This is a genomic window from Streptomyces sp. P17, assembly GCF_032436805.1.
GTDB lineage: Bacteria > Actinomycetota > Actinomycetes > Streptomycetales > Streptomycetaceae > Streptomyces.
Window position 1 is genome coordinate 1 of sequence record NZ_JAVRBF010001224.1, and the last position, 251, is coordinate 251.

The following is a 251-nucleotide window of genomic DNA, read 5'->3' on the forward strand; positions in this document are numbered from 1 at the left end:
CGGGATACATACCCATCATGGAGAAGACTACGAACGCACTCATGCCACCGCCGTCTTCGTCACCCGGTACTCCCATAAGATCATTACGGAACCACTCACCCACCAGTTTCCTGATCAGCTTTTGGGTGCGCCACGGCTGACCTGCGTAGTTGTACAGATAAGGGATGTGCAGGCTGGGCTCATTGGCCATGGAGAATTGACCCACATTCCCTGTTTGGTCAGGCATCTGATAGTAAAACTCAAATCGATTG

At 51.8% G+C, this 251-nt stretch carries 1 protein-coding gene; it reads right to left on the reverse strand.

Annotated elements, in window-relative coordinates; all coding sequences use genetic code 11:
* Positions 1 to 190 (reverse strand): glycoside hydrolase domain-containing protein (locus tag RMT89_RS44490; protein WP_315889444.1); only part of this gene is annotated, 190 nt, incomplete at its 3' end.
* Positions 191 to 251: the final 61 nt, after the last annotated feature.